The following is a 12,779-nucleotide window of genomic DNA, read 5'->3' as shown; positions in this document are numbered from 1 at the left end:
CTCGCCACGGCGAGGTTTTTTTTCATTTCGTGTTCGGATAAATCAATACAAAGCCAAAAACAAAATAGCGCCAGAAAGCACGCATCCAACCATGACGGGTGCAACTCTTCTCCACAATGCCTTATCCCCTATTGCGACAACCATCCCCATTTTCACCACTGTATTGACTGATGCCGCGATCAGAATACCCAGTGCCGCGGTTTCCACACTTAGGGTTTGGGTACTTTGTCGCCCAAGAGCAAGGGAAATAGCATCGACATCTGTAATGCCGGATAGCGCAGATAGTATCAGAACACCAGCATTACCAAACAGATCAGACAGTGCATGCGATAACAGCATAATCACAGCCAATACGACACCGAAGAACAACGCCGATTGCAATGCCAAAGGATTGGTTTGTTTATTTGATTGTTCCACCTTCCCTACCTCACTTCGACGCCATATCCACCAAGCAGGGAAGTAAAGAGCAATCATCATAATCATGACGATGGGCCACAACAATGTCACTAACTGAGGGTTAATCACTGACAGCACAATTAGCAGCCTAGGAAACATGGTACCGCAACTCAATAGTATGCCGCTTGCTAGCAAAGGGCTGATACTCGATTGTTCGCGTGAAAGATGGGAGAACTGCAGTGTGAGCGCAGTAGATGAGCTTAAGCCAGCGAAGACAGAAGTAAACAAAATGCCTCGCTTCGCCCCACCAATTTTAATCGCAAAGTAGCCCACAAATGAAATACTGGCAATCAACACCACCATCCACCAAATCTCATAAGGATTAAGTGCATTCCAAGGACCGTAAGCTTGATTAGGTAAGAGCGGCAACAAGACGATGGAAATGAGCAGCAGGCGCAAAGCGGCATCAAGCTCGTACTCTTGGAGGCGTTGAAGCGCCTGATGAAGTTCTCTCTTGTTGTCCAGAACAACTGCGGTGATAACGGCAGCTGCCGCAGCAAGAGCCGGCTCACCGGATACAGCCAAACTACCAAGAACAAACGTAATGACTAAACTGACGACACCAGTAATGCTGATGTCTTCACTCTTTTTCTGCTGAATAACAAACGCAATGCAAGCAAGAATAACCAAGGCAATAAGAGCAAAGCCGAGTAGCAAAGGCGTATACAGATTGGCAAGAATCCCAACCAAGCCACCAAGCAAACCGACTAAAGAAAAGGTGCGGATACCTGCAACGCGACTGCCTTCGACGCTATTACGCATCACCCAGCCACGTTGTGTTCCCACAATCGCACCCAAAAGCAGAGCAACAAACAGATTCCAAATTAGATGCTCGCCACTGACAAACTCATTGATATCCATACCCCACCTCGGTCAAAGATCGGTTGTTATATCATCAGTTTATGTGATTGGTAGGAAGAAGCTGTGATGCTAAGAAGATATTGAGAAAAAAGAAAAGCGCCACATCAAATGGCGCTTTTCTTAGAGGTTTTAAACTTAGATAGATTCTCGACCATGAGGTGAATCCAAATCTAATTCAGGACCTTTCGGTACCACTTGTGTTGGGTTGATGCCAGTATGGCTAAAATAATAGTGACGCTTTATGTGGTAGAAGTCCGTGGTTTCTGCCACACCCTCTATTTGATACAGCTCTTTCAAATAACCTTGAATGTTTGCGTAATCAGCAATACGTTGTTTATTACACTTGAAATGACCAACATACACCGCGTCAAAACGCACAAGAGTAGTAAACAAGCGCCAATCCGCTTCAGTGATTTTATTACCTGCTAAGTAGCGATGCGTCGCGAGATGGGCATCAATTTTATCCAAAGCATCAAAGAGTGAATCAAAAGCTTCTTCATACGCCTCTTGAGTTGTGGCAAACCCGCAACGATAAACACCGTTATTCACGTTTGGATAGATGTAATCATTCCATTCGTCAATCACACTTTGAAGTTGCTCCGGGTAATAATCATCATGATTGCCTGTTAGCTCATTAAACTCAGAGTTAAACATTCGGATGATTTCTGACGATTCATTCGACACAATGGTATTGGTCTTCTTGTCCCATAATACTGGCACTGTAACTCGACCAGTGTAATCCGGTTTAGCTTCAGTATAAATTTGATGCATACGGGAGTGACCAAATAATGGCTCAGGCAGTCCCATCTGCCAGCCCTCGTTTAGCATATCAGGACACACCACTGTGACATAGATGTGTTTTTCTAACCCTTTGAGACTGCGAAAAATCAACGTTCGGTGCGCCCAAGGACAAGCAAGTGAAACATACAAGTGATAGCGACCAGACTCTGGTTGATAGGTTGCATCCGGTTTGTTTTTAATCCAGTTGCGAAACCCTGCATCTTCTCGCACGAATTTACCGCCACTTGATTTAGTGTCGTACCATACATCGTGCCAAACACCTTCAACTAACTTACCCATGACTGCTCTCCTCAGATTCTGTTTTCCACTATATTAGCGAATCATGCAAAGCTTAAAATCCAACCGCTTAGTTCAACTTGTTCAAGAATTTCGAATGAACTAAATCAAGCCTAGATCGTAGGCATAAAAAAAGCGCGACCCTATAAAAGGAGCCGCGCTTAAGCCCGTCACAGGCCGAATTTAATTACACTGCTACGTGCAAACAAGAAACTGCATGAATATCAGAACCTTGGATATTTGGCTTTGTCTTTGCACATTCATCCGTTGCTTGAGGGCAACGAGTACGGAATACACAGCCCGATGGTGGGCTGATCGGAGATGGTAGATCACCTTCTAACATCTGGATCTTCTTACTGCGTTCAATTTCCGGATCTGGAATAGGCACAGCAGACATTAGTGCACGAGTGTATGGGTGCTTTGGATCTGCAAACAACGCATCTGCTTCACCCAGCTCCACAGCATTACCTAGGTACATAACCAGTACGCGGTCAGAAATGTGTTTCACAACTGATAAATCGTGCGCAATGAACACCAATGAAAGACCAAGCTCTTTTTGCAGCTCTTTCAATAGGTTAACTACCTGAGCCTGAATCGATACATCCAGTGCTGATACTGGCTCGTCACAGATAATCATCTTAGGTTTTAAAATCAGAGCACGTGCGATACCAATACGCTGACACTGACCACCAGAGAATTCGTGTGGGTAACGGTTGATAACGTTTGGTAGAAGACCTACCTTCGCCATCATCTCTTTTACGCGGTCTTTCACTTCTTGCTTAGTCAGCTCTGGGTAGAATGTTTCTAATGGTTCAGCGATGATGTCACCAACCGTCATACGTGGGTTAAGAGAAGCCAGAGGATCTTGGAAAATCATTTGGATTTCTTTACGCGTTTCACGACGTTGGACGTCTTTCATTTTTGTCAGATCTTGACCCAACCAAACCACTTCACCGTCTGTTGCTTCCACCAGACCAATGATGGCGCGAGCAAATGTCGATTTACCACAACCGGACTCGCCTACTACACCAAGGGTCTCGCCTTCGTATAAACGAACGTTTACGCCGTCTACCGCTTTTAGGCTTGACGGTTTTGACCAAGGCCACGCAGATTTTGATGCAATGCTGAAGTGAACTTTCAGATCAGATACATCCAGAATTAGCTTTTTATCTGTACTCATTTGCTCCAAGCCTCCCATTCAGAAAAACATGCACGCTGACGACCATCACCAAATGGCGTCAGAATTGGTGCTTCACGCTTACAACGATCCATCACGCGATGGCAGCGATCTTGGTAAGGACAGCCAGGTGGTAGACGAAGCAAGTTTGGCGGGTTGCCAGGAATCGTTGGCAGAATCTCGCCTTCTGTATCTAGACGAGGAATAGCCTTCAATAGACCTTCTGCGTATGGGTGGCTTGGGTTGTAGAAGATTTCGTTCACTGTGCCGTACTCCATGGTACGACCCGCGTACATAACCAGTACTTTGTCACATGAACCTGCAACAACACCAAGGTCGTGCGTGATCATGATGATTGCAGTGTTGAACTCAGATTTCAGTTCGTTCAGCAGATCCATGATCTGCGCTTGAACCGTAACGTCCAATGCCGTTGTTGGCTCATCCGCAATAAGCAGTTTTGGACGACACAGCAGCGCCATTGCGATCATTACACGTTGACGCATACCGCCCGAGAACTCGTGTGGGTACATAGTGATACGCTTACGAGCTTCTGGGATTTTTACCGCTTCAAGCATACGAACAGACTCTTCGAATGCTTCTGCTTTGCCCATACCTTTGTGCAGCATCAGTACTTCCATTAGCTGATCACTGACTTTCATGTATGGGTTAAGAGAGGTCATCGGGTCTTGGAAGATCATAGCGATCTGTTCCGCTCGAACCTTGTTAAGCTCTTTTTCTGGAAGGTTAAGGATTTCTCGACCTTCAAATTTCGCGCTACCAGAGATAATACCGTTCTTAGCCAGTAGACCCATGATTGCGAATACAGTTTGTGACTTACCTGAACCAGACTCACCTACGATACCTAGGGTCTCGCCTTGATTCAGAGAGAAGTTCAAATCGTTTACTGCGGTTACGATACCATCTTGCGTGGTAAATTCGACGCGCAGATCTTTGACATCTAATAAACTCATCATTGCTTCCTTTATTCTTTCTATTTTTAATTATCTGTCTTTTGGATCCAGCGCATCGCGCAGACCGTCACCAACGTAGTTGAAGCAGAATAGAGTCACAACCATGAACGCTGCTGGGAATGCCAGTTGCCAGATTGCTACTTCCATTGTTTGTGAGCCTTCTTGTAGAAGTGCGCCCCAACTTGTCATTGGTTCCTGTACACCAAGACCAAGGAATGAAAGGAATGATTCCGTTAGAATCATGCTTGGGATAAGTAGTGTTGAGTAAACCGCTACGATACCCAATACGTTTGGAACGATGTGGCGAGTGATGATCTTCCAGTTGCTCACACCACAAACGTGTGCCGCTTCAATAAACTCTTTACTACGCAGGCTTAGCGTTTGACCACGTACGATACGAGCCATATCTAGCCATGCGATAGCGCCGATAGCGACGAAGATAAGAACAATATTACGACCGAAGAATGTTACCAGTACGATAACTAGGAACATGAACGGTACCGCATATAGGATCTCAAGAATACGCATCATGATACGGTCAACTTTACCGCCAATGAAGCCAGAAGCCGCACCGTAAAGTGTACCAATCACAACCGCAACTAATGCACCTAGAACACCAACCATTAGAGAGATACGACCACCAATCAGCGTACGTACGTAAAGGTCTCGACCTAAACTGTCTGTACCAAACCAGTGCTCAGCACTCGGACCAACGTGCATTGCATACCAGTCAGTATCATCAAAAGCGTAAGGGGCAATCATCGGTAAGAAGATTACCGCTAGGGTCATCAGTGCAAGAATGAACAAGCTCACCATCGCCGCTTTGTTACGCATAAAGCGGATACGGGCGTCTTGCCACAAACTACGGCCTTCAACTTCCAGGTTCTCTGCAAATTTCTCGACCGCTTCAAGATTCTCTTTTTTCGTTAACATAACCATACTTCCCTGTTAGTAGCGAATTTTCGGGTCAATCATTGCTAGCAGAATATCAACGATAGCGTTGAATAGAATGAATAGGAAACCAATCAGAATGGTCACACCCATTACTAGCGAGTAGTCACGGTTGAAGGCAGCGTTGACAAACAGCTTACCGATACCAGGCAGACCAAAAATGGTCTCGATAACAACCGAACCTGTGATGATACCTACAAACGCTGGTCCCATGTATGACACAACAGGAAGCAGAGCTGGTTTTAGTGCGTGTTTCAGGATGATGTAACGGTAACTTAGACCTTTTGCGCGAGCGGTACGAATAAAGTTACTGTTCAATGTTTCGATCATCGAGCCACGAGTGATACGTGCGAAAGTCGCCACGTAGAGCAATGACATACCGATCACAGGTAGCACAATGTATTGCCACCCTCCGTCATGCCAACCACCCGCGGGGAATAAATTCCAATGGAGAGAGAACAAGTAAATCAGAGCAGGAGCCAATACGAAGGACGGCATAACTACCCCGAGCATCGCCGTTGACATTATGGCGTAGTCCACCCAAGTATTCTGCTTGAGTGCGGCTATGGTTCCAACCGTCACCCCCAAAATTACAGTGAAGATAAAGGCGATAAAACCAACCTTCGCTGATACTGGTAACGCAACAGAGATTAGCTCATTTACTGTGTAATCTAAGTATTTGAATGAAGGACCAAAATCACCTTGGATAACGTTGGTCAAATATGTGGTGTATTGCTCAAATACAGGCTTATCTAGACCGTATTTAGCTTCAATGTTCGCCATAACTTCTGGCGGTAATGGGCGCTCGCTCGAGAATGGGTTACCCGGTGCGAAACGCATGAGAAAGAAAGATACGGTGATCAAAACCAACATGGTTGGGATCGCCTCAAATATCCTTTTTGCGATGAATTTAAGCATAAACTCACTCTTTCAGTCTGTGACAGTTAAAATGTAAATGATAGGCTGCACACGCTCCTTCAATGGTGCGTGTGAGCCTTATTCTTATAGTTTTGAAGTGACTTTAATTAGTCAGCTTTGATGTAAAGATCTTTGGTGTAGATCTTTTCTTCCGCGTTGTTTGCAGGGAAACCACCAACGTGCGGATTTAATAGACGAGAACGAACATACTGGTAGATAGGCGCAATTGGCATATCTTTCGCCATCAGTTGCTCAGCTTCTAGGTAAATTTTGGTACGCTCTTCTTCAGAAGTCGATTTGATCGCTTTATCAATCAGAGCATCGTACTCTTTATTACCCCAGTGCTGACCACCAGTTGTGTTCGAGCTAACCATTAGGGTTAGGAATGAAGATGCTTCGTTGTAGTCACCACACCAACCGGCGCGTGCCACTTCGAAATCACCTTGGTCTTTAGTCGATAGGTAAGTTTTCCACTCTTGGTTTTCTAGCGTTACGTCTAGACCTAGAGTTTTCTTCCACATAGAACCTAGTGCTACTGCTAGTTTCTTGTGGTTCTCATCCGTGTTGTATAGAAGAGAGAATTTAAGTGGGTTGTCTTTGCCGTAACCCGCTTCAGCCAATAGGCGTGCCGCTTCTGCATTACGCTCTTTTTGCGTCATCTTGCCGTAAGCTGGTAGCTCAGGGTTGAAGTGCGCTGTAATTTCAGGCGTTAGGAAGTAAGCAGGCTTCTGACCTTGACCAAGAATTGCGTTTGCTACGATGTTACGGTCGATAGCGTAAGAAATCGCTTTACGAACGCGAACGTCGTTGAATGGTTCTTTCTTAGTATTGAATGAGTAGTAGTAAGTACACAGGCTACCTTCAACCGATACTGATTCTGGGTGCTCTTTTTTCAGACGTTTAAAGTGCTCTGTCGGCAGTTTAGACGTGAAATCAATTTCACCAGATAGGAAACGGTTCATTTCAGCAACACCGTTCTCAATTGGAAGGTACGTTACTTTGTTGATAACCGTTTTGTCGTTATCCCAGTATTCGTTGTTACGAACAAGCTCTAGACGCTCATTCACAACCCAGTTGTTTACGACATAAGCGCCGTTACCTACGAAGTTTTCTGGTTTCGTCCACTGATCACCAAACTTCTCAACTGTCGCTTTATGTACTGGTTTCATTGTTGTGTGACCAGCCATCATTACAAAGTAAGGAACGGCGGTATCTAGCTCAACCACTAGCGTGTGGTCGTCAGTCGCTTTAACACCGAGCTCGCTCTTGTCTTTTTTGCCCGCAACGATGTCTTTTGCATTCTTCATCTTGGTGTATTCCATGTACCAAGAATATGGTGAAGCCGTCGCAGGATCGACCGCACGCTGCCAGCTGTATACAAAATCTTGCGCTGTTACAGGATCGCCGTTAGACCATTTTGCGTCTTTACGTAGATGGAAGGTGAAAGTTTTGTTGTCTGAGGTTTCCCAGCTCTCAGCTACACCAGGGATGGTGTCGCCGTCTGCATTTTGGTTCACTAAGCCTTCAAGAAGATCACGAATCACATGCGACTCTGGAACCCCTTGAGATTTGTGCGGGTCGATTGTTGCAACTTCAGTACCGTTACCACGAACGAGTTCTTGTTTATCTGCTAGTTTAGTGCCTGCTGGAACGTCAGCAGCGAAAGCGGTAGAAGAAGAGGCAGCCACTGCCAGACCAGCACCTAGAAGAAGGGCTTTGGTGATTTTGTTCTTATACATGCGTAAAACTCCAAGTTTTTCATTAGCATCCATGACTTCTCTGCAAGGGACTGGAACGGTCAGAATTTTAGAATTTTTTAGTACACTTTCTGAGCACAAAACACTAAAACCTTACAAAGACTGCGGCACACATTAGCAATCATTGAAGTAATTTGCCATAAAAATGTAGCAAAAAAACTAATAATTCTGTAATTAGTGCTCATATTTAGCAATAAATACTACATAGTTTGTATTGGGTAGATAAATGCAGATTTGCAAGTTCATTTGGCAGGCAAAACTGTCGATAAATCTAAATTCAAACTCTTTGGTAGCATCTTATGCTAGATATATGTATAAAAATTAACATTTGTGACACATTGAGTCTAATTAATAATTGCATATATCTTGTTCGATATTTTTTATTGTGAACAAGGTCACCGAGAGGTGAAAGGAAGGAAAGGTGATGAATTTATCGGCAGGTCAAAGTAGGAAGTAAACTCCGTTTTTATCGTAAAAAAAGAAAAAGCCAGATGAGATAAACATCTGGCTTTAGTAGATTTGGTCGCAGAATAAAAAACGGTTCTACTTTTCCCAACGCTGCGCAGCTTGATGGTCAGTATCTCGTGACTCAATCCAGCGGTTATCGCTCGTTGTACGTTCTTTTTTCCAGAATGGCGCTTTAGTCTTTAGGTAATCCATAATGAATTCACAAGCATCAAATGCCGCACCTCGATGAGCGCTTGAGACTCCTACGAACACAATTTGATCGCCGGTATCAAGGTCACCAACACGATGTATCACACGGACTCCAAGTAATGGCCAACGTGATTCCGCCTCATTACAGATATCGATCAGGCTTTTTTCTGTCATTCCAGGATAATGCTCTAAGTGCAGACCGATCACATTATCACCAAGATTCATATCACGAACCTTACCGATAAACGTAACAACGGCTCCAGACGCAGTGCCTTCCGACAAGCGCTGATATTCTTGATCAACAGAAAAGTCTTCAGCCTGTACAGAAACACGAGGATCCATCTTAACCTCCTGTCACTGGAGGGAAGAAAGCAACTTCATCACCCTCTTTCACTTCAGTATCCAGTGGGACAATAGATTGGTTTACTGCAGCGAGCAATTTACCAGGCTCAAGGGCGAGATCCCACTTACCTTCTGTACCTTCACCAATTTCAACCAAGTGAGCACGAATCGCTTCAACATTGTTGAATTGATCATCGAGCTCAAGCGCATCGATACCAACCAGTTCACGCGTTTGAGCAAAGAAAAGAACTTTAATCATTATTCCGCCTTGAAGTGACCAGATTTACCACCCGTCTTCTCTAGAAGACGAACTTGACCAATAACCATGTCTTTTTGTACCGCTTTACACATATCGTAAATCGTCAATGCAGCTACAGAAGCTGCCGTTAGCGCTTCCATTTCAACACCAGTTTTACCTGCTAGCTTGCAAACGGATTCAATGCGTACCATGTTCTCAGCTTCAATTGCTTCAAGTTGTACTTCTACTTTCGAAAGCAATAGAGGATGGCAAAGTGGAATTAGGTCCCACGTTTTTTTTGCCGCTTGAATACCAGCGATGCGTGCGGTTGCAAACACATCACCTTTATGATGTTGGCCAGAAACAATCAATTGCAGAGTTTCAGGTGCCATGTGAACGAATGCTTCTGCACGCGCCTCACGAACCGTTTCCGCTTTAGCTGACACGTCGACCATGTTCGCTTCGCCAGACGCATTGATGTGTGTAAATTGGGTCATGGTTTTTCCTTCGCTTTTAGGAAAGGTTATACAGATAGGTGTGGCATAAAGTTGCAAGGACGATGACTTGCATCTAGTTGTTGCTTGATGATCTTCGTCCACCCTGTGCGGCACGCACCTGTAGAGCCGGGCATTGCAAAGATAACAGTGTGGTTAGCGAAACCAGCAATCGCACGAGATTGAATGGTTGAAGTACCAATTTCTTCATAAGAAACCAAACGGAACAGCTCACCAAAGCCTTCTACTTCTTTATCGAATAGAGGCTTAAGTGCTTCTGGAGTGCTGTCACGTGAAGTGAAACCAGTACCACCAGTGATCATGATTGCTTGTACGTTTTCATCCGCAATCCACTGGGAAACGATCGCACGGATCTTATACATATCGTCAATTACGATTTGCTTATCAACGACGTTATGACCTTCTTCCTTCGCGTGTTCAACTAGGTAACCACCAGAGGTGTCGTTTTCTTCAGTACGAGTGTCAGATACCGTTAGAACGGCAATGTTTGCAGGTTGAAATTTGCTTTCAGCGTGACCCATTTGTTCACCTATTCTTTAATTTGCTTTTTGATACGCAAGGTATCGATTCTGGAAAAATCATCAGAAGCCACGTCTGCTCCTGATGAGAAATCTGATTGGAGTTAACCGCCGATAGACGCAAGATGCGGCGTCATACCAGTGTTGCCATCGTGCAAGAAGTGACTTACGGATTTCGTTTGCAACTGTGCCTGAATACGTTCAATCAATTCGCTTTCTTGCTCGTCGCGCTCTAACAGGTCACGTAACTCCACGCCATGTTCACCGAACAGACAAAGATGCAGTTTACCCATAGCCGAGACACGAAGTCGGTTACAGCTCTCACAGAAGTCTTTTTCATAAGGCATGATAAGACCAATTTCACCCTTGTAATCAGGATGAACGAAAACCTGAGCAGGTCCATCATTATGAGAACGGACTTTCAGTAACCAACCGTTGGCGATTAATTGATTTCGGATCGCAACACCAGAAACATGGTGCTTAGCAAACAACTCATCCATTTCTCCTGTTTGCATTAACTCAATAAAACGCAATTGGATTGGACGGTCTTTAATCCAGTTAAGAAAAGCAGGCAACTCACTGTGGTTGAGGTCTTTCATCAGCACCACGTTAACTTTGACTTGCTCATAACCCACTTCAAATGCGCGCTCGATACCATTCATCACCTCAGTGAACTTATTTTCACCAGTAATTTGATGGAACATGCGGGGGTCAAGGCTATCCACACTAACATTAATATTAGTCAGCCCAGCTTCACGCCAATCAGCAACCTGTTTCGCCATGCGGTAGCCATTAGTCGTTGTAGCGACTTTTTTGATGCCAGGCGTCGTTGCGACAGAATGGATAATGTCAGTAAAGTCTTTGCGTAAACTCGGCTCACCACCTGTGATGCGGACCTTTGAGGTACCACAATCTGCAAACGCTCTTACGACACGCTTGATCTCAGGGAGAGATAAAAAAGACGAGTTTTTATTGCCCGATGGCTTGTAGCCGTCAGGAAGGCAATAGGTACATTTGAAATTACATACGTCAGTCACAGACAGACGCAAGTAATAGAACTTACGATGAAATTTGTCTTCGAATTGTTGCGCCACGGAACACCTTTCCAAACACGGGAGGCATAATCATTTCCAATTATGCCCTTGTGACAGAATGTCACTGGCTCAAAACGCCTATCCTTAGACTTAGCATAGTGAGCTCGGAGTTATGGCAACCAGAGGAGGTAAACCCCTGATAGCTTTGCCGTGTAAAATACTTAATATTTGTAATGGAATCCAGACTTGAGTGATAAAAAACTCTCTAGAAACACAATTTACCGCTTAGTGAGTACCCCTTTGGCACTCATTAAGTTAAATTGTAGTCGTTTTTTACAAGATTATTAGAAGAACGTAATGAATATCTACACCGATAAGAAAGTGGTCGCAGTTGGTGGTGGTCACGGTCTAGGCCGTATGTTGGCAGCATTAAAAGATTTTGGCAGCAATGCAACTGGCATTGTTGCTACAACCGACAATGGCGGTTCAACCGGTCGTATTCGCCATTGCCAAGGGGGTATTGCATGGGGTGATACGCGTAACTGTATCAACCAGTTGATCACTGAGCCATCAATCAGTTCCATGATGTTCGAATATCGCTTCAAAGGTACTGGCGAACTCGACGGACATAACCTAGGTAACCTAATGCTGACCGCTCTGGATAACCTATCGGTACGCCCATTAGAAGCGATTAACCTTATTCGCAATATGTTGAAAGTCGACGTCAACATTCTGCCTATGTCTGAGCACCCTTCCGATCTCACCGCATTATCGGTCGATGGGCAATGGGTTACAGGCGAAACCAACGTCGATGAGATGGATACCGATTTGCGTCGCCTCGATCTATCACCAGAAGTTCCCGCAACCAAAGAAGCTGTGACAGCGCTTGCTGAAGCTGACGCCATCATTCTTGGTCCCGGAAGTTTCTTAACAAGCATTATGCCGCCACTACTCCTACCTGAATTGGGTAAAGCTATTGCCGCAAATCAAACTGCAAAAGTGATTTTTGTCGCCAACTTGAGTCCAGAGTATGGTCCTGCTGGGCGTATGACAATGAAGCAAAAACTCGAATGGTGCGAGCGTGCTTGCCAAGGAAGAAAGATTGATGTCGTATTGGCAGAAGAAACAGAGCCAGAGGTGCTTGAGAACTGGAATGTGGTCACCGAGTCGTTAGCTTCTACTAATCGCGATTGGCGTCATGATCGAGACAAGCTCAAACTTGCGATTGAAAACCAGTTGCCGTCGAACTAGAAAGTTCGCATCGAGAAAACGACTCCAGCTAGAGCCATTTGCTCGAATGAAAAAGC

13 protein-coding genes and 1 riboswitch are annotated in these 12,779 nt (G+C 44.8%); of the genes, 1 reads left to right on the top strand and 12 read right to left on the bottom strand.

All coding sequences use genetic code 11. From position 1 onward, the window contains the following. Window positions 1-42: 42 nt before the first annotated feature. The 12 genes from QMY49_RS03295 to moaA form a co-directional block, all read right to left on the bottom strand. Window positions 43-1,317, bottom strand: coding sequence for an MgtC/SapB family protein (locus QMY49_RS03295; protein ID WP_283312770.1), 1,275 nt, complete (start codon window positions 1,315-1,317; stop codon window positions 43-45). A 135-nt stretch (window positions 1,318-1,452) separates the two neighbouring features. Next, window positions 1,453-2,397 (bottom strand): glutathione S-transferase family protein, encoded by a 945-nt coding sequence (locus tag QMY49_RS03290; RefSeq protein WP_283312768.1) that lies wholly within the window; start codon window positions 2,395-2,397, stop codon window positions 1,453-1,455. Between the two features lie 184 nt (window positions 2,398-2,581). Then, the gene (oppF, locus tag QMY49_RS03285) at window positions 2,582-3,574 is read right to left on the bottom strand and encodes a murein tripeptide/oligopeptide ABC transporter ATP binding protein OppF (protein WP_009698507.1); all 993 of its coding nucleotides are present in this window, start codon (window positions 3,572-3,574) and stop codon (window positions 2,582-2,584) included. Continuing rightward, the gene (gene oppD, locus QMY49_RS03280; RefSeq protein WP_005444728.1) at window positions 3,571-4,542 is read right to left on the bottom strand and encodes an ABC transporter ATP-binding protein; all 972 of its coding nucleotides are present in this window, start codon (window positions 4,540-4,542) and stop codon (window positions 3,571-3,573) included. The genes oppF and oppD overlap by 4 nt, the downstream gene beginning before the upstream one ends. A 30-nt stretch (window positions 4,543-4,572) precedes the next feature. Then, entirely contained in the window at window positions 4,573-5,475 is a 903-nt protein-coding gene (oppC, locus tag QMY49_RS03275) for an oligopeptide ABC transporter permease OppC (RefSeq protein ID WP_005444726.1), read from the bottom strand. A 15-nt stretch (window positions 5,476-5,490) separates the two neighbouring features. Then, entirely contained in the window at window positions 5,491-6,411 is a 921-nt protein-coding gene (gene oppB / locus QMY49_RS03270) for an oligopeptide ABC transporter permease OppB (RefSeq protein ID WP_005444724.1), read from the bottom strand. Between the two features lie 107 nt (window positions 6,412-6,518). Continuing rightward, window positions 6,519-8,150 (bottom strand): ABC transporter substrate-binding protein, encoded by a 1,632-nt coding sequence (locus QMY49_RS03265; protein ID WP_009702147.1) that lies wholly within the window; start codon window positions 8,148-8,150, stop codon window positions 6,519-6,521. A 561-nt stretch (window positions 8,151-8,711) separates the two neighbouring features. Continuing rightward, the gene (gene moaE, locus QMY49_RS03260) at window positions 8,712-9,167 is read right to left on the bottom strand and encodes a molybdopterin synthase catalytic subunit MoaE (protein ID WP_009702831.1); all 456 of its coding nucleotides are present in this window, start codon (window positions 9,165-9,167) and stop codon (window positions 8,712-8,714) included. Between the two features lies 1 nt (window position 9,168). Further along, window positions 9,169-9,426: a molybdopterin synthase sulfur carrier subunit gene (gene moaD / locus QMY49_RS03255; RefSeq protein ID WP_005444716.1), complete on the bottom strand. Its 258-nt coding sequence runs from the start codon at window positions 9,424-9,426 to the stop codon at window positions 9,169-9,171. Further along, window positions 9,426-9,902, bottom strand: coding sequence for a cyclic pyranopterin monophosphate synthase MoaC (gene moaC / locus QMY49_RS03250; protein WP_005444714.1), 477 nt, complete (start codon window positions 9,900-9,902; stop codon window positions 9,426-9,428). The genes moaD and moaC overlap by 1 nt, the downstream gene beginning before the upstream one ends. A gap of 26 nt (window positions 9,903-9,928) precedes the next feature. Beyond that, window positions 9,929-10,441 (bottom strand): molybdenum cofactor biosynthesis protein B, encoded by a 513-nt coding sequence (gene moaB, locus QMY49_RS03245; protein ID WP_283312762.1) that lies wholly within the window; start codon window positions 10,439-10,441, stop codon window positions 9,929-9,931. Window positions 10,442-10,542: 101 nt separating this feature from the next. Continuing rightward, window positions 10,543-11,532, bottom strand: a complete 990-nt coding sequence (gene moaA, locus QMY49_RS03240; protein ID WP_005444703.1) for a GTP 3',8-cyclase MoaA — start codon at window positions 11,530-11,532, stop codon at window positions 10,543-10,545. Next, a riboswitch (molybdenum cofactor riboswitch) is annotated at window positions 11,521-11,654 on the bottom strand. (Overlaps the previous gene by 12 nt.) A gap of 175 nt (window positions 11,655-11,829) precedes the next feature. Here moaA and QMY49_RS03235 point away from each other — a divergent pair. Beyond that, a complete protein-coding gene (locus QMY49_RS03235; protein ID WP_005444701.1) occupies window positions 11,830-12,723 on the top strand; it encodes a YvcK family protein in 894 nt (297 codons plus the stop codon). Window positions 12,724-12,779 lie beyond the last annotated feature (56 nt).

The organism is Vibrio harveyi (genome assembly GCF_030060435.1).
Taxonomy (GTDB): Bacteria; Pseudomonadota; Gammaproteobacteria; order Enterobacterales; family Vibrionaceae; genus Vibrio; species Vibrio harveyi.
Note: the sequence above shows the minus strand (reverse complement) of the source record. Positions and strands in the feature narration are given on the sequence as shown.

Bases quoted from the DNA above. Each gene is read 5' to 3' on its own strand.
- oppC (WP_005444726.1), bottom strand. From the start codon at position 5,475: ATGTTAACGAAAAAAGAGAATCTTGAAGCGGTCGAGAAATTTGCAGAG.
- QMY49_RS03265 (WP_009702147.1), bottom strand. From the start codon at position 8,150: ATGTATAAGAACAAAATCACCAAAGCCCTTCTTCTAGGTGCTGGTCTG.
- oppD (WP_005444728.1), bottom strand. From the start codon at position 4,542: ATGAGTTTATTAGATGTCAAAGATCTGCGCGTCGAATTTACCACGCAA.
- moaE (WP_009702831.1), bottom strand. From the start codon at position 9,167: ATGGATCCTCGTGTTTCTGTACAGGCTGAAGACTTTTCTGTTGATCAA.
- QMY49_RS03290 (WP_283312768.1), bottom strand. From the start codon at position 2,397: ATGGGTAAGTTAGTTGAAGGTGTTTGGCACGATGTATGGTACGACACT.
- moaB (WP_283312762.1), bottom strand. From the start codon at position 10,441: ATGGGTCACGCTGAAAGCAAATTTCAACCTGCAAACATTGCCGTTCTA.
- QMY49_RS03295 (WP_283312770.1), bottom strand. From the start codon at position 1,317: ATGGATATCAATGAGTTTGTCAGTGGCGAGCATCTAATTTGGAATCTG.
- QMY49_RS03235 (WP_005444701.1), top strand. From the start codon at position 11,830: ATGAATATCTACACCGATAAGAAAGTGGTCGCAGTTGGTGGTGGTCAC.
- moaC (WP_005444714.1), bottom strand. From the start codon at position 9,902: ATGACCCAATTTACACACATCAATGCGTCTGGCGAAGCGAACATGGTC.
- moaD (WP_005444716.1), bottom strand. From the start codon at position 9,426: ATGATTAAAGTTCTTTTCTTTGCTCAAACGCGTGAACTGGTTGGTATC.
- oppB (WP_005444724.1), bottom strand. From the start codon at position 6,411: ATGCTTAAATTCATCGCAAAAAGGATATTTGAGGCGATCCCAACCATG.
- oppF (WP_009698507.1), bottom strand. From the start codon at position 3,574: ATGAGTACAGATAAAAAGCTAATTCTGGATGTATCTGATCTGAAAGTT.